At 39.7% G+C, this 20,255-nt stretch carries 16 protein-coding genes and 1 pseudogene; 15 read left to right on the top strand and 2 right to left on the bottom strand.

Annotated features, from left to right (window positions below; genetic code table 11):
- The first annotated feature begins 7 nt into the window (after window positions 1–7).
- The 8 genes from PSH50_RS14505 to PSH50_RS14470 all read left to right on the top strand — a co-directional run bounded on the left by PSH50_RS14505 (window position 8) and on the right by PSH50_RS14470 (window position 10,789).
- Window positions 8–424 (top strand): hypothetical protein, encoded by a 417-nt coding sequence (locus PSH50_RS14505; RefSeq protein WP_273586932.1) that lies wholly within the window; start codon window positions 8–10, stop codon window positions 422–424.
- Entirely contained in the window at window positions 378–1,589 is a 1,212-nt protein-coding gene (locus PSH50_RS14500; RefSeq protein ID WP_273586933.1) for a hypothetical protein, read from the top strand. Before PSH50_RS14505 ends, PSH50_RS14500 begins: the two co-directional genes overlap by 47 nt.
- Window positions 1,579–2,610: a DUF2169 domain-containing protein gene (locus PSH50_RS14495; protein WP_273586934.1), complete on the top strand. Its 1,032-nt coding sequence runs from the start codon at window positions 1,579–1,581 to the stop codon at window positions 2,608–2,610. The genes PSH50_RS14500 and PSH50_RS14495 overlap by 11 nt, the downstream gene beginning before the upstream one ends.
- A complete protein-coding gene (locus PSH50_RS14490) occupies window positions 2,600–3,499 on the top strand; it encodes a hypothetical protein (RefSeq protein ID WP_273586935.1) in 900 nt (299 codons plus the stop codon). The genes PSH50_RS14495 and PSH50_RS14490 overlap by 11 nt, the downstream gene beginning before the upstream one ends.
- Entirely contained in the window at window positions 3,496–4,569 is a 1,074-nt protein-coding gene (locus PSH50_RS14485) for a DUF4150 domain-containing protein (RefSeq protein ID WP_273586936.1), read from the top strand. Before PSH50_RS14490 ends, PSH50_RS14485 begins: the two co-directional genes overlap by 4 nt.
- 2 nt (window positions 4,570–4,571) lie before the next feature.
- On the top strand, window positions 4,572–7,859 hold the full coding sequence (locus tag PSH50_RS14480) for a hypothetical protein (RefSeq protein ID WP_273586937.1): 3,288 nt from the start codon (window positions 4,572–4,574) through the stop codon (window positions 7,857–7,859).
- Window positions 7,860–7,867: 8 nt separating this feature from the next.
- Window positions 7,868–8,905, top strand: coding sequence for a hypothetical protein (locus PSH50_RS14475; protein ID WP_273586938.1), 1,038 nt, complete (start codon window positions 7,868–7,870; stop codon window positions 8,903–8,905).
- A gap of 738 nt (window positions 8,906–9,643) precedes the next feature.
- Window positions 9,644–10,789 carry a lipase family protein gene (locus PSH50_RS14470; protein WP_273586939.1) on the top strand — a complete coding sequence of 382 codons (1,146 nt, stop codon included), beginning with the start codon at window positions 9,644–9,646 and terminating at the stop codon, window positions 10,787–10,789.
- 14 nt (window positions 10,790–10,803) lie between these two features.
- Here the strand turns inward: PSH50_RS14470 and soxR are convergent, their stop codons facing one another.
- Window positions 10,804–11,265 carry a redox-sensitive transcriptional activator SoxR gene (gene soxR / locus PSH50_RS14465; protein WP_273609810.1) on the bottom strand — a complete coding sequence of 154 codons (462 nt, stop codon included), beginning with the start codon at window positions 11,263–11,265 and terminating at the stop codon, window positions 10,804–10,806.
- A gap of 77 nt (window positions 11,266–11,342) precedes the next feature.
- Between soxR and PSH50_RS14460 the strand changes: the two genes are divergently transcribed.
- The 5 genes from PSH50_RS14460 to PSH50_RS14440 all read left to right on the top strand — a co-directional run bounded on the left by PSH50_RS14460 (window position 11,343) and on the right by PSH50_RS14440 (window position 15,273).
- Window positions 11,343–11,816 carry a flavodoxin family protein gene (locus PSH50_RS14460; protein WP_273609809.1) on the top strand — a complete coding sequence of 158 codons (474 nt, stop codon included), beginning with the start codon at window positions 11,343–11,345 and terminating at the stop codon, window positions 11,814–11,816.
- Window positions 11,817–11,880: 64 nt separating this feature from the next.
- On the top strand, window positions 11,881–12,393 hold the full coding sequence (locus PSH50_RS14455) for a DsrE family protein (RefSeq protein WP_273609808.1): 513 nt from the start codon (window positions 11,881–11,883) through the stop codon (window positions 12,391–12,393).
- Window positions 12,393–13,016 carry a GDSL-type esterase/lipase family protein gene (locus PSH50_RS14450; RefSeq protein ID WP_273609807.1) on the top strand — a complete coding sequence of 208 codons (624 nt, stop codon included), beginning with the start codon at window positions 12,393–12,395 and terminating at the stop codon, window positions 13,014–13,016. Before PSH50_RS14455 ends, PSH50_RS14450 begins: the two co-directional genes overlap by 1 nt.
- A 126-nt stretch (window positions 13,017–13,142) precedes the next feature.
- Window positions 13,143–14,693, top strand: a complete 1,551-nt coding sequence (locus PSH50_RS14445) for an EAL domain-containing protein (RefSeq protein WP_273609806.1) — start codon at window positions 13,143–13,145, stop codon at window positions 14,691–14,693.
- Window positions 14,694–14,751: 58 nt separating this feature from the next.
- A complete protein-coding gene (locus tag PSH50_RS14440) occupies window positions 14,752–15,273 on the top strand; it encodes a hypothetical protein (protein WP_273589165.1) in 522 nt (173 codons plus the stop codon).
- Between the two features lie 33 nt (window positions 15,274–15,306).
- On the opposite strand, the gene PSH50_RS14435 is transcribed toward PSH50_RS14440, so the two are convergent.
- Window positions 15,307–17,556 (bottom strand): TonB-dependent receptor, encoded by a 2,250-nt coding sequence (locus tag PSH50_RS14435; protein WP_273605285.1) that lies wholly within the window; start codon window positions 17,554–17,556, stop codon window positions 15,307–15,309.
- Window positions 17,557–17,834: 278 nt separating this feature from the next.
- Between PSH50_RS14435 and PSH50_RS14430 the strand changes: the two are divergent.
- Both PSH50_RS14430 and PSH50_RS14425 read left to right on the top strand, forming a co-directional pair.
- Window positions 17,835–18,845: pseudogene (locus tag PSH50_RS14430) on the top strand (LacI family DNA-binding transcriptional regulator); the annotation flags it as partial.
- 164 nt (window positions 18,846–19,009) lie between these two features.
- On the top strand, window positions 19,010–20,248 hold the full coding sequence (locus PSH50_RS14425) for a sugar MFS transporter (RefSeq protein WP_138576559.1): 1,239 nt from the start codon (window positions 19,010–19,012) through the stop codon (window positions 20,246–20,248).
- Window positions 20,249–20,255: the final 7 nt, after the last annotated feature.

Raw genomic sequence — 20,255 nt, 5'->3', positions numbered from 1 at the left:
TAATTTAATGAACGCAAAAGTTAAAAGTATATTTAATCACGATCAGCAACTTGCACCTGTAAGTAAAGTTGATGAATTTGGCCGAGTTAAAAGCGTTACAATAAATAACGACGAACATAATGTGGTAGCACAAGCGGCCCACATAACACCATGCCAAGTGGGCGACACAGTACTGCTTACCCATACTGCACAGGGCTTTATAGTCACAGGGCTACTTGCAAGTGAAGAGCAAGCGCCCGCTGCATTTATTAAAAATAGCCAAGGCCATATAACTATTGAAGCGCAGCAAAGTATTAGCCTTCAAACGGCTAAAGGGACAATAGAAGTATTTGCCGACGGGGCGATAGTGCTCGAAGGGCGAGACATAACAGCCAATAGTGAGCAAGATCTTACCTTGGCTGGCTGGCCAATTAGGCTTAATTAATTCTATGTTTGCACAAGTCGCTAAGGTTAAGCAGCATCAGCAGCGCTTAACTACTTTATTAAAACACAAACAAAAGTTGCAAGCGCAAGGCGTTTACCCGCTTGCGCGACTAAATGTAATTGAAAGCCAATTACTAAATCATTTATATACGCTCAGCGATTTAAAAAGTGATGCCCCCACAGATTACTTTGCAGGTAAAAATTTGACACAAGTCAGTCAATTAGTACTGAATGAATTTATTACCTTTGCGGCAGAAAACCCCGATCACCACAGTATATACACGCTATTGTTGCAAAATCTTAATTTCAAAAGTGAGTTGACCGCCGCTGAAACCTTTTTAGCTTTAAAGTCGGACAAACATTTAAGTAATTACGGTGTATTACAGCACTTACTTGATTATTGGCAGTTAGATGATGATAAAGCACTACGCAACAGTGTACTCAACGAAAAAGAAGAGCTAGATAGCACCGCTCTAACTTTACTTTTTTCGCAGCACTTGAGTGAAACAGAGCTAAACAGTGCCATGCTACATGCTAATTTTGATATTGCTTACGCAGCACTCGTAAATGCCTATTGTAATAAAGCAAGTGACGTATCAGACATGCTGTTTAAAGTTTTTGCAAAAACAAATGATGACGACAAAAAAGCAAAATTACTTGCCTTAGCAGGGCTTACTAACGATCCGCGCTGGGATGAACCTTGCCTTCTTTTTTGTAAAGCCAATCCCGAGCTTTGCCAGCATGTACTAAGCCACTTTGTATATAAACGCGCATTGCCTTTATTTATTAATTTAATGGCGCACGGGGTAACGCAAAAACCAGCATATGCAGCGTGGTTAACAATAACTGATAGGCCGCTTGCCCAAGCAGACAAAGTGACTGTAGTGGAATCAAATAACGAAAAAAACGTACATAGCGGCATAAACCTTGACGATGCAGAGCATGCAAGGCAAACGTTTGCATTAACGCCCGGGGATCAATTATTAAACGGCATTAGCTTTTTACACAGTAATGCAAAACAAAAACTAAAAATGCTTGCAGGTGAAGTTGTGCAACGTGTAATAGCACCGCATTATCCACTGCAAAAAGCCTGTGGTTTGTACCATGTATTAGTGAGCGCCAAACAATGGCAAAGTGTTATAGCGGAGAGCTCAAGTGCTGAATAACTTTTCTCCTTGGCAGGCTAGTTTTTTTGATGGTTGGTTGAGTGACCGCACATTGGCTCAAGTTGTTCTTGTAAAACAAAGCTTTGAATTTGACGAAAAAGGCAATGTTACACCAAACGAGCCTGGACCCGATATTGTTGTAGCGGATGACTACGATGGCGACCCCGCATATACGCCACTGAGTGAAGTAAGCGAGCAAGTCGCCTTTAAAACAGGTTTTGAAGTGTATGGCGACTTTACAGCTTACCCACCTAAAGCCAAACAAGCGCGAGTGATTGAAGTAGAGCTTGGCCTTTATAATAAAACACAGCCACTATTTAATAAGCGTTTACGTGTAACAGGCACACGTTTTTGGAAGCGCTCTTTGCTAGGGCCAGTCGCAACTGATCCTAATATTATTGAACCTACACCTATCAATTACAGCAATGCCTTTGGTGGAAAAAACCTGAATGACGAAACCGATTACCTGCTAGAAAACCCAATAGGAAAAGGTTTTAAGCTTAAAAATAAACAGGCAATAGGGCAACAACTACCCTCTATTGAGTATGCAAACGAGCTTCTGCGAAAGCCGAGTCATACTACGCCAGTAGCTGGTTTTTCAGCTATACCATCACATTGGTCACCACGTATAGAGCTTATGCCCGACATTGATAAAAAAGCACTAATGGCAGGTAATTACCCATTTAAAACAATGCTTGATGAACATTTTAATAATGTGGCACCTTTAGATCAGCGTATAAAAAATGAGTTTACAGCAGGGTGGGCGTTTTCGCTTTCTGGACTGTACCCGTTACAAAACTATGGTCAGCACCAGCGAGTAGAGCTTCCATTTGACGAGCCAATAGTTCAGCTAGTTAACACATTAAACAGACATACAATTAATATGCGCTGCGACACCTTAATTATTGATTCTGACGCGCAAAGTTTTTCTTTATTATGGCGCGGGAGCATTGATGCTATGCACGTAGGCGCAAATAGTCAGTTAGTCGTGGCAAAAAAGGAAGCTAACAATGAAGTTTGATGTACTTTGCCACATAAATGCCACAGGGTGTACACCAAGCAGCCTATATACCGCTGTTGCAAACCAAATGTTATTTTCTAAACCGAGTAAAGCATTAATACGTTGCGATATAAGCTTAGATGCTCCTTACATAATGATAGAAATGGAAGAGCTTGCCCAACTAGACAGGCAAACTAAATGCTTACTACTACTAAGCCAGCTTATCGAAAACCTTGACATTGCAACCCTTAGAAAAACATCTCGTATAAGTCAAATAATGTTTGTATTACCACAGGATGAGTTAAAAAACCCAGTAATAAGTGATGATACCGTCAATGAGCTTTTAGCTGAGGTGATCTCTCAGCAAATACCTGATTTTATACAAACAACAACTATCGACTTTAAAAATATAGCCCCAGATACGTTAATAATTGCAGTAGATTCGTGTGTTAGTTACCAGTATGTGAGCGAGCAAGCAAAAAATAACGATGTGCAAGTGCTAAATGGCCCTCCGGGTATAATTAATGGAGAAGGTGGATGTGCATTACTTATACATGGTCAAGGTGGGCTAGAAGCACATCTTTTTAGTGGCGAGTTAAAAGAACAGCTTAACCAAGCACAAGCGTGTGTTAATGATACTTACCTCTTTGCAGCTAAGCAGTCGTTAGCATGGCAAAAAAAATGGTTTGCTAATACACAAGCATTGTATAGCCCAGAAGACGAATTAATAGAGCTTGCCGACTTAAATAATACTATTGGCTATCAAGGCGTTGCAAACGACCTAACTGGTTTAGTGCTTGCAAACAGTTATTTAAATAACCCATTAAGTGAAGGGTTAAATCATGTGTTTTTATTATTTAATTCACCCAATGAGCAATTAATAAAAATTTCAAGGAGTGAAAATTCATGACATACATTAATGCAGCCGCAGGTAAACAAACTGGCAGTGTGCAATATGATATAGACGCGCTAACTGCCGATGTTCGCTCAGGTGGGTCATTAACATGGCGACACAATAATCCAACGCTATTAGCCCTCAATAATAGTGCACGAAGTAACGGCGCGTTAGGTAAAGCCAGTAATGTTGCTATATTTGAAGACAGAGATGCCGGTGAAGCTGCTTTTTTAGATGAAATAGCACGCCCAAAATACCGCGATAAAACACTAGGCGAAATGGTTAATACCTTCATACCCGACTATATAATTCCGCCACCACAATGGGACGATGAAAAAAACGAGCCCATCTTGCCGTGGAACGAACCACAAACAGATATGGATGTTAATAAACCGATTACCAATGCCCAAGCATTTTTAGACTTAGTGTCGAGTCATTTAGGGTGGCAAGCCGGCAGTCAAGAGCAGTTAACCAAAGATGCGCAATCGCAAGCAGCGCAAGTAGCCACAGTATCAGGGCAAAATGTACTCATAAATGGCCGTACCGCGGTACACAAAAAAAGCGGCGGTAAGTTAAGTACCATAGATGTATGTTTAACCACAGTAGGGCCAAGTGTAATCCCTATTCCATACGCAAATATGGCTGCGGCCAGCGATGTAGCAAGTGTTGCAGGTTCAGTAAAAATCAATGGTAACGGTGCTGCTAACATCAAAAGTAACTTTTCAAAGAGTAAAGGCGACAAGCCGGGTAACAAAAAAGGCATAGTAAGTGGTACAAACGATGGAAAAGCCGAATTTATTATGGGCTCATTTAACGTACTTATTGAAGGTAAACCCGCAGTGCGCCAAGGCGATCCAATGATTTCAAACGCAAAAAACACCCCACCTATGCCTCTCGCGCAATCAGGTGGCGCATCACCAAGAGGGTTGAGTGTGGAAATGAGGGATTCAGATACACAAAGTGAAGACCCTGCGGAGGCTGTGTATAACATTAAAGCCAAAAGTGATGAGAGCTTTATTGGTCAAGGAGTTTTTAAGTTGTCACAAGGTAACTACCAAAAAAACAAAGTGCTGGGTGAGGAATAATAATGACAACTACTCGTAACTATGTAGAGCCAATACCGAGTGCAGAGCAAGCGTGTTCTCTTGATTTAATTGTACCTACGCAATGTGGACACGAATTAAGTATTCCGTTTGGTGAAGCTGAAACTCAAACTAAAAGTAACCCGAAACAAGCTGATCAAATCCCGCAGCAATTGACAATAAAGCCATTGGTTTTTTCAGAGCCTTCACTAGATAAAAATAAAGCTACGGCGCCAACCTATATTGAGCAACCTGAAAATTTTGTTGAGAACACTGCATGCGGATATTTATATGTATTTGTCGATGGTTTTCTTTGGCGTGAATATGCGGTGCTAGGTGCAAATGGCTACAGTGAAATTGATTTAGCAAAAGAACACAGCTTAGATACGCGAAAACATTCAGGCATAAATGTAAATAATCTCATTATTCCTTCAGCTGCAAAAAATTTATACAGTGGCAGCACCCTTCAAAAAACAAAAGTAGAGGTCGCATTTTCAAGAGTACAATGGTCTTGGGATTACATTTGTACTTTAGGCGGCATGTTCGAAAGTGATAAACGCTTATCGCTCAAACCACTGATGCAAAAATGTAATGACACTACAAAAGCGGCAGATTACAGATCGCACAGGTTTACCTTATTAGACTTTACTCAAGGAAAACCACAGATTTTAGGCTCTGATGGAAGCTTATATTTGCATGATAAACTAGGTATTGCGCATCGTTTATTTATGCAAATGGAAATGGCTAAAATAGCCATGCAGTTCGACTATGATAAATTAAAGTCAAAACCTTTTTATGACTCTGCAATTCTTGCTTATCAGTTATATTTAAATGAAAAGCTACATAAAAAAATATCAACGTTTGCAGGCCCAGCAGCAGGGAATGTTGAAGTTCATGAAGATAGGAGTCTACAAGCAGGCTCATTACGTGATGTTGCTAAGCACCTTGATGAAAAAGAGATAGAAAAGTGGCTTATTTCAGAAACTTCAATCAATGCGTTAGGTATTTACCTAGACAGTCGAAAACAGCTTACAGATTTTTTCCAAGATAAGTCAGCAGCAGAGTCGCTCCAAACAACATGCAAAAATCAAAATATATCACCCTTACCTAATTGGAGTGCTGTAACGCGAGACTTAACATGCTTAAAGGAGAATGCTTATGGAGCTGCTATAAGTTCGTTGTATCAGTATTTAAATGCAACAAATGAACGTACTGCTGAATTACCTATTTTTATAAAACCTATTACAGATAGTGCAAAAAAAAATGAACTCAAAAAGCGTATAGCTGAAGCAGAAAAAGACGGGCAAACACTTGCCAAAAACCTATGTAATGATCCTCAAAGCTTTGTTAGAACACAATTAAGTGCTAAAGAAAGTGCTTATGGGCAAGATTTTAATAACGCGCAATATGCCAGTATTACGCCTGATAAATCACAAGAGCCCGGCACCTTTGACCCAGATAAATGGCAAACGTATTTTACAAATATTGATCAAGCAGGTCACAGCCTTGGTAATACAGAAACACTAATAGCTCATGCTTTCAAAACGTCTGATAAAGTACTCACCGAGTTAATTAAATATTGGAAGCGCGCATTCGACCCAGCTACTAACCCTAATGTGTCGACACTTCAAATAAAAGTGATTGGCGCAAGCTTAAAAGCATCAGGCATTGAACCTTATGGTAATATTAAAATTCATAACTTTAATGGTGTACCAGAAGGGCATACAATTATTGGTGTTGATATAGTAGAAAGCACGCTATTTAAAGAGCCTAAACTCAGGCGTGCAAGTAAAGCACTAGATAGAGTGATTAACGCGATAGATAACAATAAAAAGCCAAGCGCTAAAGATATTAGTATTATTTCGGGGAATGTACCGCGTGAAGTCACGGGCGACAAAGGTGCTCACGGCACAGTAACCATCACGGACAGTAAAACAGGTAAAACAATTGGTGTACAAGCCTCTAAACACGCCGCTGCTTTTATACAAAAGGGGCTGGATACAAAAAACTTTGCTAAAGACTTATCAACTCTCACGCTTGATGTTTTAACGTTACCTACCGAGCATGTATCAAATTCGATGTTGGCGGCGCATTACAACAATTTAAACCCTATAAAAAGCACGGCAATGCGGTTACCATCAACAGCTAAATTAATGGATAACTGGATAAAATCAAACCCCGGGACCTTTTTTTTACTCGATTCAATCAGCACTATTAATACTTATAAAGAGTATGAAAAGAACTTTAAAGGTAAGGGAGAAGGGTATGAATTCTTTAAAAATATAGCGTCCATTTCTTCGGTTATTATCTCATCGGCCCAAGTGTACGAGGCTTACTTTAATAACCGCACTGCTATGTCAAAAGCGATGTATACTGATGCTGCAGAAAAAGTTGAAGACTTTATGCGTTATAAAGAGGGAACAGTCTTATTTACAAAGCTAAGGTTTGCGGCTGGCTTGGCAGGTGTTTTAACCTCTAGCTTATTAATCTGGGACGCGCACGATTTAAATAAAAAAGGGCAGCATGGCGCAGCGCTTGCCAGTTTGATTGGTGGCGGCTTGGGTATTGCCAGTGCTTTTCATGGCGCTGTACTTGCTTCAATGGGACCATTTGGTTGGGCGTTTTTAATTGGCAGTATTTTAGCTGGGCTCGTCGCGAGTTACCTAACAATCACTGATGCCGAAATATGGGCAAAATACGGCATATTTTCAAATAATAAATCGATAAAAATAAATTTTGATGAACAAACAAAAAAAATAATCCTACCTTCACAAAACGATTATACAACGTTTACAGACCCCAAACTTTACATGAGATTTATCACTTCTGTACTCTTTAGCCCTAAGCTAGCAATTAAAAAAATGGCTATGAGTTGGGACCAATATGTAATTGAAGTCGGGTTACCCTTGTATATTGAACAAAAAAGCCAAGTTTACTTAAATGTAACAATAAAACGTTACTCACGAGGTGGTCAATCACTCAACGTAGAAACAACCCCTATTTACGTTCCAAAAACAGGGCGGCCTGTTCGCTCTCAAACAGCATTTGGAATTAAAGACATCGCCGTGTTACAACCGCTTGAGTACGAGCGTGATGCTAAAGGGCAAATAATAAAAGCGAATACGTTTGGGGAGTTTGATAAAAGTATTGTATGGCATATAAATGCAAAGGCGCGTGTTGAGGTAGAAAATGTGTCGTACCCACAAAAACTGTTAGCTTATAAAAAAATAGACGAAGAGCAAGCACAACTAGAAAATGCTATTGATTGGCAAACAGAAATTTTAAAACTGTAAGGGACAAAATGTCGATTTCATATAAATTTGCAAAACTAAATGCAAGAATGATAGAAAATTCGCAAAATTTTAAAAATTATTTTTCAAAAAAGAGGTTTAATAAATTTACAGGTTTAATGGGGTTTCAAATAGTTAAAATATTAGTATTAAAAGATGAAGAAAGAAGGCTTAAAGACTCAAATAGTATTGATAACGAAGGCCGTTATTTAGGTTTTCATCATGCGGGTGATTGGACGCTAGGGTTAACATTAGGGCCTATTTTTTTAGGGGTTTTTGGCAGTCTTGTATCTATACTGGCTATTTTTGGGGTTTTTATTATGGATAATATGGAATACCCATGGGCTTTTCTATTTATTACTATTTGTTGGAACTTATTCTTCTTAAACTTCGGCCCCATTTTAGCGCGGTATATTCTACCTAGACGTGAGGTGTATTTTGACCGCCAAAACCAAACAGTGAGCTTTTCGTGGTCAGTAAACAACGCAGATAAAAATGAGCATGGCCATTCGACATTTCCTTTTGAGGATATAGAAGCGTTTTATTCTAAAGCTAACCATTCACAAGGCCACGGTGTAACCCATGCGATGTATATTGCCCATAAAGATTACGAAAACCACCGTGGTGCATTTAGTGAAATACGTGTAAAAGACAACCCACAAAACCCAAACTACTGTAAGTACACATGGGAGCGCGTTGTGCGCTTTATGGACGTAACCAAACCGCTCGTTGATTCACCTGAAATAGAGCCGTTTCGCCATTTTGACCCAATAACACGCGATTTTGATAAACAAAATAACCGCCCTGAAAAGTACTGGCGTTTAATGAGCTACAAGCAGATGAAGCAAATAGAAGAAGCACTTGATGATGATATTTACCGCTTTAACTTTGACGGCGCTATCACCAACCCAAAACGCTGGGCAAATAAAGAAATCACCAAGCCGTGGGAAAAGTGGCCAATAGATGAAAGCCTAAACAAACCAGACAACACACCGTATTGGAAACGCCTGATGAAAACCCTTGCAATGCAAATTATTGCGGGCGTTTAAACGCGGTTGCTCTTTAAAAATCAGAAAAGGAATTGAGACCTAGGCGTTATATGTTGCCTAGGTTTACTGTCACATGGCGACACAATGCCCCCACTTTTTCAGACTCAAACCAATATTTTAAATATATCCAAAGTGTATTGTTTTCGCCTAAAGTGACTGTTAATACGCCAACTTTTTTGATAATCGCAGCTATTATACGGTGAAAGTAGATTTACTCATGTTTATTGTTGATAAGTCTGAGTTGCTATTAAAACTAAACAAGACAGCCATCCTAATTTTGCAGTTTGGCTAACTAAGCACTAGACTTTTCCAGTGCAAAAAACAAGTAGGGTCTCTTATGGTAATCACAAGAAAGCGTCAAGTAAGTTTGGCTGATACACAATATTACCACTGTATCCTTTGCTAAAGGGTTAAATATATCGACAGAAAACTGACTACGCAAGTTACACGCGTATCTCACGAGGCCGGTTATAGGCCATCATCACAAGCAGGTTAATGTGAAAACTTAAATAGAAAACGGCGAGCGAATATCAGTAACTGTGGAAAGCTACTGGCATAGACTTAAACTATTCATTAATAAATCATAACTGCACCAGTGCAGTTATTTTATGCCTATAATTTAGGTTTATAGATGAAAGTGGCTTATTTAGTAGATGAAAAGAAGTTACGCAGTCTTAAAAAATAAATTATTAACCTAAGAAATAAATCTAGTGACACAGCCTTGCTTGCTAATTTAGAGTGAGTGTCTCGTTTATTTTTTGCACTTATAAAGCAAAAAGTATTAAAACCACTAATTTACTTAATCGCACACTTCATGCCTCTTTGCGCGACAATTTTAACTTTTCTGTTAACCCTGGCGCAGTACAAGGGGTAACGGGCAGCTTTTTTTCTCATTTATTTAATTTAAGCACGGGCTTTGCTTTAGTAGGGCATGGGCTTGGCGCGTATGAGGGCGATTCGGTTATAACTATTCGGGGGACTAACTCGCTAAGAGATGGATTAACCGATGGGCACTTTGGTGTGAGTGGTGGGTCAAATGGCAGTATGGTGCATGCTGGTTTTAATAAGACTTTTTATAGTATGAAGCCTGCGCTGCAAGAGTTTATAGCAGCGAATATTCAAGATAAAGTGACTGGTTGCGTTCATTTAGTTGGCCACAGCTTGGGTGGTGCGTTAGCGACGCTTTCTGCTGATTGGATCAAAGCTGAGTATTCACTTCCTGTAAAATTATATACGTTTGGTTCGCCACGTGTTGGGCTTGAAAACTTTTCTCGCGCAGCAACATCTAGAATCGATAAAATTTATCGCTGTACACATGGGGCTGACCCAGTGGCTAAAGTGCCTTTATGGCCTTTTTCGCATGCTCCGCACAATGGCCAAGAAATACGTTTAGATAGTGGACAAGGTTTAAAAGGTGCTGCTCATACTCTTGCTGGTACGCCTGGCTACTTAAACACTGCCAATAGCAATAATTGGAACAACTTAACTATACAAGCTAATCACTTTTTAAACATGCCTGTGCGTTTAAAATTTGAAGACAGAAATCAAGCATCATTTACCTCACATTGGGCAGATAAACTAGGTGCTGCATTAATTACCCTTTTAAAAGATGCAGGCTATTACAGCGCAGTTGCTGCCCAAGCAGCTATTGGTACTGGGCTCACTTTTTACGATATGTTGGCGCGAACGCTTGATAAAATAGCTAAAGCGTCAGCCTCGTTTGCAACACAAACCTTAGGTTTATTAGGGCATATGTTAGTGTTTGCAGGCAAAGTAATTAGTAAAGCGGTGGAGCTGACTTATAGCTTTATAAAATCTGTTTTCGACTCAACCCTAGGCGCTTTATACAGAGCTGCAAGAGAAGGGCTTAGCGGCCTAGACTAACCTTAATTTAAATCTCAATCTCGCTCTAACAAAATAGCACCACTTTGGTTTTCGCCTAAGTGGTCGTTTTTGTTATACATAGGGCACTTACTCATAGATAAACACCCACAACCAATACAGCCATCTACGCGGTCGCGTAGGCGCTGCATATAAGCTATGCGCTCATCAAGCTGTGCTTGCCATTGCTTCGAAAGGGCTGACCAGTCTTTTTGTGTGGGAGTGCGCTGCTCAGGTAATGTGGCCAGGGTGTGTTTAATTTCATCAAGCGTTATTCCCATGGCTTGTGCGGCTTTTATTACCGCTATACGGCGCAGCACATCTTTTTTATAGCGGCGTTGGTTGCCGCTATTTCGCCAACTACGTATGAGTCCTTTTGTTTCGTAAAAGTGTAGGGTTGATACTTTTATGCCGCTGCGCTTAGCGACATAACCTACGGTTAGGTTAGCCTCGATTAGTTTTTTTTGATCTATTGGCATTGTTTTAAATTTCCGGTTGACCTCAATATAAGTTGAGGTTTTAAGCTTCTTTCAACATTAAAAAAGGAGCTAACTAAATGCAACAAAAACTTAAGCGTAGCACTGTTATTATTTACTCAAGCGCACTTAAAAATGGTAATACGCAGGCACACGTTAACAGCTTTGCTGAGCAAAACGATGTAAGGATAATATGTTTAGATGATTATAAAATAGCGCCGTACTGTTATAACAAAAACTATAAAAGCGATGACTTTTATGCTGTATTTGAAGCACTGTTAAAGTATGACCACTGGGTGTTTGCCTCACCCGTTTATTGGTACAGCACCACGGTACAAATGAAATTATTTATTGATAGAATAACCGACTACATAGACGATGAAGCATTAAAACCAAAATTACGAACGCTGCGTAGTAAGCATTTTTCTTTGCTTTCTAATGCGTCATCAAGTGAAGCGCCGGCGTGTTTTGTAGAGCAATTTAAAAATACGTTTAGTTATTTAGGTATGCAGTTTATTAATCATCACCATAAAAGTACCCAAAAGGTTGCTTAAATTGCAGCCTTTTTTGGTTGTCTCTGGTAGTTTAGTAATACGCTTAAAAACACAGGATTGTTTTATGAAATATTTACTAGGGTTAGTGCTGCTTTTTAGCCCGTTTATTAATGCTAATGAGCAACCAATTAACGGGTTTGGTAATTATTATAATGTACCAAAGCATGACAAAATTAATAGCTCTACGGTATTTAAAATAGCATTTGATGTTGCCGATGGCGCTAAAAAAGGCGAGCAAAATAATTCAATAAATTCGCTAGCGCGTTTTATTAACATGCATGTAGCGCATGGTGTAAAGCTTAAAAACATTCAGCTTGCATTAGTTGTGCACGGCAGCGCAAGCGTTGATGTGTTAGCTAACAGCGAATATAAAAAGCGCTTTAGTGCTAACAATAAAAACCAAGCCTTAATTAAGCAGCTACTTGCTAATAACACTCAGGTGTATGTGTGTGGGCAATCGGCAACTCACTTTAAAGTAACGCCTGAGCTGCTTATTTATGGCGTAAAAATGTCGCTTTCTGCGATGACCGCTCACGCACAACTTCAACAACAAGGCTATACGCTCAATCCATTTTAATGACGCAAATAACAAAAAATATACTCTGCTTTGGCGACTCTAATACGTGGGGTTTAAACCCCGAAACAGGTAAGCGCTATGATGAAAAGACCCGTTGGACGGCGCGGTTACAGCAACAGCTAGGCAGCGGCTTTACCGTAATAGAGTCGGGGCAGCCAAACCGTACGCTTGTGAATAACCCGCCTTTTACGGGGGAGCTTAATGGTATTCGCTATTTAAAACCCGATTTGCAGCAACATGCTTTACACACGCTCATTATTGCACTTGGCACTAACGATTTAAAAAAGCGTTTTAACTTAGCCCCAGCAGATATAGCCACCGGCCTTACGCATTTTATTGGTTCTATTAAGCAATTTTACTCGCCCGCTAATTTACCGAACATAATTGTTATTGGTCCTTTATTTATTAACCCTCAGCATGGATTAAGCCATATTTATTTAAACTGTAATCAAAAGTTATTGCCCTTAAACGATCTCTTTAAACGTATAGCTCAAGAGCACGCGCTTAATTACGTTGATATATCACACCTTAACGCCCCCCTAGGTAGCGATGGTATACATTTAAATAGCCAAGGCCATACGCAGCTTAGCGATATACTCAGCCACCTGGTTTTGCAATTATAATGCAAACAAATCAATAAATTAAAAACGTAATTTGCTTTAATTATTTTACAAGCTTGATTGCTTTTATGCCCAGATATGCAATTATTATTGCACCTGACTCACACACAGCTTCTTTAAAAAGGTGTTATGAAACAATATCAACGTAGGTCTTTAATTGCAGTATTAAGCGGTGTCGTGGTTTTTATTATATGTGCTAGCACACTGATGTACTTTGCTGCACAAAAGCTAAGCAGGCAGTTAGCGCGAGATTCAAATTATATTGTTCAACACATAGATGCTGCCGCAACAGAGCGTAGAAAAATTTTAACCCGCCTAAATAACGCAAACGCTAAACAATGTAATAACAATACATTGATAGAAATGCGCCGCGCGTTGTTTGATGCACAATACGTGATAGATATTGGTTTTTTTACAAATAATGAGCTGGTTTGCACCACCGGTGCTGGAAAGCTGGCAGCTACAATTACCGATAATCCTCCCGACTATATTCGAATTGATAAATACGATAATAAACCTGTGCGCGTAAGGTACGAACCGCAATTGTATTTGCTTTTGTTTAGTGGCCGAGCAATGGAAGTGATAATTGTAAGGCAAGGTAATTACAATTTAATAGTCGATACGCGTGCTTTTAACGATAAAGTAATTGTTTCTCCTCAGTGGGAAGTACTTTATAAAAACACGCGCGAGACGTTTCATTTAGCAGGGGCTAAAGGGGTTTATGAGCAGGTAAAAAATCACTCATTTTTACCTTATGAATCAATTATTAAATGCAGTACTAATAACCCCGAGTACTGCGCAGCCGCACAACTTCCGTGGAGCCAATTTTTTGCTGATAATCAATTTTTATTGATTATTTCGCTTATTTTAATTTCGTTAGCGGGTGTATCGAGTGGACTGTTAATTGACTATAGCTTAGCGGCTAGGCGCTCAACTATCACGCGTGTGCGCAAAGGCCTTAAAAAAGGCTCATTTTATTGGACCTACCAACCCATTATTTGTTTGCAAACGGGTAAAGTGGTTGGCTGTGAGGCGTTAGCCCGTTTTGAAGATAAATACGGGGTTTTATTCCCTGATCAATTTATTCCTATTATAAGAAAAACCAATTTAACGTGGCGCTTTACCCAAGCCATGATTGAAAAAGTACTTTATGAGCTAACCACCGTTGAGGCATTACCGCGCAATTTTAAAATTTCTATTAATATTTTTCCCTATGATGTAGAAACAGGCAATATTGCGCTTTTAAAAGACATACCTGCACTCACCGATTCGCGCTTTATTATTTGTTTAGAAATAACAGAAGACGAATACTTAGACTCAACAGTTGCCCATACCCACTTTAAAAGGCTGGTTGAGGCGGGCTTTAATTTATCGATAGATGATTTTGGTACGGGTTACTCTAACTTAAAAAATCTACAAAACTTGAGCTTTCATCAGCTTAAAATTGACCGCACTTTTGTACAAGATATAACAACACAAGGCTTAAAGGCATCAATGATCCCCAATATTATGGCGTTGGTACGTAAGTTTAACTACACCTGTGTAGCAGAAGGCATAGAAACAAATGAGCAAGAAGCCATACTAAAACAAGCTGGCGTACATTATGGCCAAGGCTGGAAGTATGCCAAGCCCATGGCACTTCGAGAGTTTAAAGCGTATTTAAAATTGCAAACGGTTTAAACGTGTTTTACCTCATATACGTATCAGTATGATATTTATAACAGTGTAAGGTTTTAAAATGATTAAAATAATAGCCAGCGCATTTATGGTGTTAATGCTTAGTGCGTGCTCAGCTCAATACCCAAATCAGCAAATTACCGGTAAGCAGTTTCCTACCATTAGCGGCCAAAGCCTAGATGAGAAAAGCGTAACCATACCGAGTAATTTTAAAGCCGATAAAACCTTGTTACTCATTGGCTATAAACAAGATAGCCAATTTGACATAGACCGTTGGTTAATTGGCTTAGACATGACAGGGGTTACATTACCCACTTACGAACTGCCTACCATAGCAGGTATGGCCCCGCGTATGTTTAGTACATTTATAGACAGCGGTATGCGCAAGGGTATACCAAAAGAGCTGTGGGGCGGGGTAATCACTATTTATGAAGATGGTGAAGCTGTGCAAAAATTTACAGGTAATAAAAACCCAAACAATACTCGCGTTGTTTTAATAGATAGCAAAGGTAAAATTTTACATTTTTACGATAGGGGCTTTTCGGTAGAGGCGCTTAATAAACTAAACGAAAAAATAAAATAAAGGGAGCCAAGCTCCCTTTAGTATTAAGTGTGTTTAAAACGCATAACTTACACTAAAGCGCGTAGTGCGTGGCATAATATAGCGGCCATTTGGGGCATCGGCATTACGTGGGTCGCCCTCTGTTATACCTTGCTCATCCGTTAAGTTATCAATGGCCAGTTGTAGTTTTATGCCTTCCATAGGTTCTAAAATTAGGCCTAAGTCTACTTTTTCGTAGCCATCAAGAGTCACCGTGTTTTCGTTGTTACCAAAGCGGTCATCAACAGCCGACAGTGTGCCATATAACGTGGCATACATACCTTGTAGCTCAAAGTCGTAGCTAGGTGTGATACGCACTTGCCACTTTGGCTGACGCTGAGATTCATTTCCTTCATTGGTTGGGCTTTGCGTAATTTCGGTTTCTTGTAGTGTGGTATTTAAATTAACCGAAAAACCCGACTGATGATTAAAGTTATAATCAAGCTCAACACCGTACGCTTCGTTTGTTAAAATTTCTGCAGGTACACCTGGGCGGCGTACAAATGTATCGCCCTTTACTTCGTTAACAAACAAGGTAGCGTAAAAGTCTGTAGAGTCAGAAATTAGCTTGTAGCCAAATTCGCCTTGGGTTACTTCTTTAATTAGCTTTTCGCCGCCTTCATAAGCGCTAAAGTTATCTCTAAAGTCGTCAAAGTAAGGCATTTTATAACCACGGTTTACGCGTGCAAATACACCCATATCATCGTTTATTGAATAGTTAATCCCCGTTGTCCACGATGTTTTACTTTCATCATAGTTAACTGTTTTGGTAATAATTCCATCAAGGTCTTCATCAACACTGTATTCTACTTCATGACTTTCGTGGCGCACGCCTGCATCTAATGTAAAGTCGTCGGCAAATTTGTATTGAGCTGTTACATAAAACGCATTGGTGCGCGCATCACCTGTTGAGCTAATATCGTAGTTAAAATCGCAGCCATCAGTGCTTTGATTACACTCAATGCCAGTTAGCGACTCGCCGCCGGCTTCTAGTACGTGGTAAGCCGTATTACCTAAACTCCACCAATCGTTTGCCGATGTACTGGCTGTGTAGTAACCAAATGTGGCTGATAAATCATCAAATTGCTTTGAAAACGCTAAATCGTTTGTAAATGAGCTAATTTCTTTTAAAACAACCCAGCGTCCAAGCTGTTGTATAGGGGTGTCGCTTGCGTATTCTGTATTGGTTACTGCACCAAATGCGGTTTGCCCATTATCGGCAACGTCTCCAACTGTGGTTGCTGAGCCACTTGGCACTAATCCGTATGTATTAGCATCCCCTTTAGTTATATTAAAGCGGTCAGAAAATTGCCAACCATTATCAAGCTCTAGTTTAATGCTACCACCTGTTACGTGGCCGTCCCAACCTCGGCCATCCCCTAAATCAATATCGTGTGCTTGTGCATCGGGGCCGGTAAAAATGGTTGCTTGGCGGTTTAACGTGCCAAGTTGGGTATATTCTGCGTCAATCCCTTCAATATTAAGTGGGGTAGGTAAGTACCATGCACCATGGTCATCTGTTTGACGGGTATAAAAGTTAAGCTCGCCGTTATCTAAATCTTTAGTGATATTAATGGTAAATTGGCTGCCTTTCTCAGAGGTAAAACCTGCATCACGAATACCCGGAGAGCTTTTTACATAGCCGCCAACCATAAAGTATAAATCGTCAGTAATTTCACCACTAATAACAGCATCTACTCGTTGTAGGTCGTAATCAGATGTTGTGTATTTAAATAAGCCTTCGGTGTCTTCACCACCGCGCTTTAGCCTAAAGTTAGTTGTTAAACCCGGTTGACCGTTTGATAAAACAGGGTTTGGCCCACCGCGTAAAGCCTCCATGGTCTCAATCGTTTCATCAATTCTAAAAAGTGAAGAGTTTTCTAAAAACGATAATGTAGGGGCTGGGTAAACGGGTGACCCTTCAATACTTAAGGTTAAAAATGGGGCGTCACCGCCGCCAGGAAAACCACGTACAAATACATTGGCACCAGATTCACCCCCTGAGCTTTCTACCCAAACCCCAGGTACGGCTTTAAACAGATCGGCAGTGCTTTTTGGTGAAAGTTTAATAATTTGCTGGCTATCAATATTTGTAACAGCGTAGCCTGCATCAATTTTTCTGATGCCGACCCCGGTAGGTGTGCCCGAAACAACAATTCGCTCTACCTTGGTTTCTTGTGCTTGCTCTTGTGCAAAGGTGGCGTGTGAGCTTAAGGCTAAAGTTATAGCGCACGCTAATGTACTTTTTGCTTTATTGAATGTCATGTGTGATCCCGTTTTAGTGTGTTAAACAGTGTGTTTTTTACTGCGCTGTAAACAAAGTTTTTATGTAAACAGGCTGTATATGATGAAACCTTAAAGATTAATGCAAACGTTTGCAATATTTATTTGTAAATTATTTATGAATTATATTTGTAGAAATATTGAGCGTAAAAGCCAAGGTATGGCTTTTTTAGCCTGTGAGGCAAGCCAGAAAAAATTAATAATGCTATATTGTCAGCTAGTTACATTAAACATTAGTTAATACAACGCGGCTCAGGGTTTTCATGGATAACAAAAAAATAAAATTAGCTGATTTAGCAAAGCTGGCAGGGGTGTCTACCTCTACGGTTTCGCGTGCTTTAAATGACAACCCGTTAATAAAACAAGAAACACGCGATAAATTAAAACAACTCGCTAAAGAGCATAATTTTAGTTTAAACACCGCTGCAAGCCGCTTGCGAACGCAAAAAACAAATGTTGTTGCTGTTATCATTAACTTAGATGAACAAACCGAACAATCGATTAGCGATCCATTTTTACTTAAAGTGGTTAGCGAAATTAATCTTGCACTTAATCAACAAGGGCTAGAGCTTTTATTGTCTAATTCAATAATGGCACAGCACGATTGGGCCAATTATTTTATTAATGGTCGAAGGGCCGATGGTATTATTGTGGTTGGGCAGGGTAAAGATCAGCGCAATATAGAGGCGGCTGCTAAAGCGGGGATCCCTTTGGTTGTGTGGGGAGACCCTAAAACACCCAGTAATTACCCTATTGTAGGCAGTGATAACTACCTAGGTGGAATGCAAGCCACTGCGCACTTAATCGAACACGGTGCAAAAAATATTTTATTTTTAGGCGACCCAGAGCACGGTGAAATTAGCGAAAGACACCGCGGTTATGTGGCTGCGCTATCTACGCATAAACTAGAGCAGCACGTTGTTTCTATTGATATTACTAGTAGTTCGGCGTATCAAGAAATTAATAGTCTATTACGCGAAAAAGGGCTCTACTTTGATGCAATAATGGCTTGTAGCGATATGGTTGCTTTAGGTGCAATGAAGGCGTTAAAAGAGCGCTATGTCAGTATTCCTAACGATGTTGCATTGGTGGGCTTTGACGATATAGCAATGGCAGATATTAGCCATCCGTCGCTTTCAACAATTAAACAAAATACTCAATTAGCGGCTGAACTTTTAGTTAAAAAGCTTATGCAACAATTTATGGGTCAAAAAGTTGAATCTCAAGTTATTGATATAGAATTAATAACTCGCCAATCGAGTAAACGCTGATTTATGAATGATAGATACAAATTTTAAAACTTGAAATGCAAACGATTGCATTGATTTTTATTCTACACTAAACTCAACATTCACTGACACAAACACACACGCTAATTACCCAAAGGTGTTAGCTTTAATCGTTATGGCGCACTGCGTTATAAGTAAGGCAAGCTATGAGTAAAACAAAAATCACACTAGCAATTGCTGCAAGCTATTTTATTTTCGCAATATTATTAAATAGCGTAGGAACAGTCATTTTGCAGGCAATAAATACACTGGGCGTTAGCAAAACTGAGGCGTCTGTTTTGGAAGGGTTTAAAGACTTATCAATTGCGATAATGTCTTTTGTTGTTGCCTCATTCATTCCTAGATTAGGGTATAAGCTCGCGATGTTAGGGGCTTTAGCGGTCGTTGCATTAGCGTGCTTAAGCACCGCACTGATCAGCGAATTTTATATGTTTAAAGTGCTATTTGCAGTGATAGGCTGTGGCTTTGCGGTAGTAAAAGTTTCTGTTTATTCGATTATTGGCCAAGTAACCGAAGATGCTAATAGTCACTCGTCACTTTTAAACACTATCGAAGGGATTTTTATGGTGGGTGTATTAAGTGGTTATTGGATTTTTACCGCCTTTATAGACCCAAGCCAAAGCAATGCGTGGCTCAATGTTTATTACGCGTTGGCTGCGCTTACTTTAATTGTATTACTAAGTGTTGTTATTGCACCGATTGCGCCTGCAATTGATAAAAATAAAACTGACTCTAGTTTGAGTGACTTTATAGCCATGCTTAAATTAACGTATCAGCCCTTGGTGCTTATTTTTATTATAAGTGCATTTTTATATGTCCTTATTGAACAAGGCGTAGGTACTTGGCTGCCAACCTTTAATAACCAAGTTTTGCAATTGCCTGTGGCTATAAGTATTCAGTTAGCGAGTATTTTTGCAGCGGCGTTAGCGTTTGGTCGATTAGTTGCGGGGCAGGTGCTTAAGCACATTAATTGGTTTTTTGTTCTGTGCGGATGCTTAGTCGCCATGGCATTACTTATTATTATAACGTTACCCCTAACTGAAAACCTACCTAATACAGCAATCACTAGCCTATTTGATGCACCACTAGCTGCATTTGTTTTGCCCCTCATTGGCTTTTTTATGGCGCCAATTTATCCAGTGTTAAATTCGGTAATGCTCAGCGCATTAGAAAAGCACCAGCATGCAGCCATGACAGGGTTAATCGTTGTGTTTTCAGCACTTGGAGGCACAACTGGTTCAATGATCACAGGCTACGTATTTGAGCATTTTAGTGGTCAGCACGCATTTTACCTGTCGTTAATTCCCATTAGCTTAATTTTTATAAGCGTGATTATTTTTAAACAGCGCACCCGCGCCATTTCTCAGCACGCTGCCAGCATATAATTGATTT

The organism is Pseudoalteromonas sp. Angola-7 (assembly GCF_028599255.1).
Classification (GTDB): Bacteria; Pseudomonadota; Gammaproteobacteria; order Enterobacterales; family Alteromonadaceae; genus Pseudoalteromonas; species Pseudoalteromonas atlantica.
Note: the sequence above shows the minus strand (reverse complement) of the source record. Positions and strands in the feature narration are given on the sequence as shown.

What these genes read in the sequence shown, in the direction of transcription:
- PSH50_RS14505 (WP_273586932.1), top strand. Translation starts at nt 8, where the DNA reads ATGAACGCAAAAGTTAAAAGTATATTTAATCACGATCAGCAACTTGCA.
- PSH50_RS14490 (WP_273586935.1), top strand. Translation starts at nt 2,600, where the DNA reads ATGAAGTTTGATGTACTTTGCCACATAAATGCCACAGGGTGTACACCA.
- PSH50_RS14485 (WP_273586936.1), top strand. Translation starts at nt 3,496, where the DNA reads ATGACATACATTAATGCAGCCGCAGGTAAACAAACTGGCAGTGTGCAA.
- PSH50_RS14480 (WP_273586937.1), top strand. Translation starts at nt 4,572, where the DNA reads ATGACAACTACTCGTAACTATGTAGAGCCAATACCGAGTGCAGAGCAA.
- PSH50_RS14475 (WP_273586938.1), top strand. Translation starts at nt 7,868, where the DNA reads ATGTCGATTTCATATAAATTTGCAAAACTAAATGCAAGAATGATAGAA.
- soxR (WP_273609810.1), bottom strand. Translation starts at nt 11,265, where the DNA reads ATGCCAATAGATCAAAAAAAACTAATCGAGGCTAACCTAACCGTAGGT.
- PSH50_RS14460 (WP_273609809.1), top strand. Translation starts at nt 11,343, where the DNA reads ATGCAACAAAAACTTAAGCGTAGCACTGTTATTATTTACTCAAGCGCA.
- PSH50_RS14455 (WP_273609808.1), top strand. Translation starts at nt 11,881, where the DNA reads ATGAAATATTTACTAGGGTTAGTGCTGCTTTTTAGCCCGTTTATTAAT.
- PSH50_RS14450 (WP_273609807.1), top strand. Translation starts at nt 12,393, where the DNA reads ATGACGCAAATAACAAAAAATATACTCTGCTTTGGCGACTCTAATACG.
- PSH50_RS14445 (WP_273609806.1), top strand. Translation starts at nt 13,143, where the DNA reads ATGAAACAATATCAACGTAGGTCTTTAATTGCAGTATTAAGCGGTGTC.
- PSH50_RS14440 (WP_273589165.1), top strand. Translation starts at nt 14,752, where the DNA reads ATGATTAAAATAATAGCCAGCGCATTTATGGTGTTAATGCTTAGTGCG.
- PSH50_RS14435 (WP_273605285.1), bottom strand. Translation starts at nt 17,556, where the DNA reads ATGACATTCAATAAAGCAAAAAGTACATTAGCGTGCGCTATAACTTTA.
- PSH50_RS14425 (WP_138576559.1), top strand. Translation starts at nt 19,010, where the DNA reads ATGAGTAAAACAAAAATCACACTAGCAATTGCTGCAAGCTATTTTATT.